The organism is Paraburkholderia xenovorans (genome assembly GCF_046030735.1).
GTDB lineage: Bacteria > Pseudomonadota > Gammaproteobacteria > Burkholderiales > Burkholderiaceae > Paraburkholderia > Paraburkholderia xenovorans_A.
On the sequence record NZ_JAQQBV010000098.1, the window covers coordinates 1 to 1,468 of the forward strand.

Genomic DNA, 1,468 nt, shown 5'->3' on the forward strand with positions numbered 1-1,468 from the left:
TCCCAGTGACTGGAATTCGTCAGCAATCCGTTTTTGCGTCTCCGTGTTGCTATATTGATCCCAAGTCGTGATCTCATTCTGAGTGTTGTTATACCGGACAATATCCCGAACCGTTTCTTGGTGGCCACATGCGACGACTCTAGCAAGCACACGCACCTTAGACAGATCGTGTTTCTTCCCGTCAATTTGACTGATCGATCCAGTTGTCTGTGCGCCATTGATAATCGAGCATCCGGTTATTGTTGTCGCCGGAACCTTACCTGTCGACGGTTTATAATCGAGCGTCAGTAAAGTAATGCCATTATTAAACACCCAAAAGTCGTCAGGACTTGACTCAGCCGTCTGCTTCATGGCCGCATTAATCTTCTTTCGCTTACTAACGCCCAAGAAACCACGGTAGTTTGCGGAAAATAGTTCTTGACCATATTTGTGAAATTGTTCATATAGCCAACTAGCCGGCAACGATACCAATGCGGCGCGCCAGTTAGGACCCCTCTCCTCGAAAGCAATACCGGATGGTATAACTATGTCATCTTTAACGAGAATACCGCTTTCACGCGCAATGAAGAGACGTTCGCACTCCTCCAACCCGATTTCTTTTGTTATAACCTGGATTTCGTGGCCTGCGAGCTGTTTCTGAACATGTTTCCCGACTGTTTCAAGTTCGTCGGACACCGCCTTTGATTCAGCCAAATTATGAACATATACGAACTCGATTTGATCGATTTCACCTTTGTCTAATGCACTGCGACACTCCCGTATGGAATCGGCGATGTCGTCAGGAACCTTATCGAGGTCGCCCGACAGCAACCATGCCGCCGCAGTGTTAAGGTCTGAAGCCTTATTGCCAGGCGCAGTCCCACCGATCTTCTTCGTGTAATACCCTTGCGCAAAAACGAGGCGACGGCTGTCAGGATCGAGATAAATGAAATCTAGCTTTTTGTCATTTGGTTGGTCTGTGAGGCAGTCAATGCCCAGTTGCTCGGCGGCCGGTTCGTCCAAGTACATGGACATCACCCAAATCAAATGGGCATTCCCTTCGCCAAACCTTGCCTTCAAAGGGTTCTTATCGTCTTTAGCGAAGTCGTCGATATGGAGCACGTGATTTTTCATATATGCATTTCTTTGAGCATCCTGACGCGCTTCGTCTCTGCGTACGGACGCCGATCAAACATCGAATTTAGTGTATCGAACTTAGTGTCGCGGGGCCCCAACATATTTCTTGGCAGGACTTCCCGTGCGTACGCATGGTGCCAGAAATCCGCACCCGAGAACACTCTTTGGCGTTCGGCCGTCTTTCAGATTAAAAACGGTTTCCCACGAAATCGGCCGCCCGAACAACGGCCGCTATGGAGCATAGGCTATGACGTTCGGTGAGACCAACTGAAAGGCAGCAAGGGGTCGTCTCGTGCCTTTTGCATGAAGCGTAGCCCGGATGATCGTCGCGCTTGGTCGTGGGACGCAGTGC

General features: G+C 49.7%; 1 protein-coding gene. It reads right to left on the minus strand.

Going from position 1 to position 1,468, the window contains the following annotated elements:
• The coding region (locus PQQ51_RS34270) for an AIPR family protein (RefSeq protein WP_408501615.1) at positions 1-1,113 on the minus strand (1,113 nt) is incomplete at its 3' end.
• Positions 1,114-1,468: the final 355 nt, after the last annotated feature.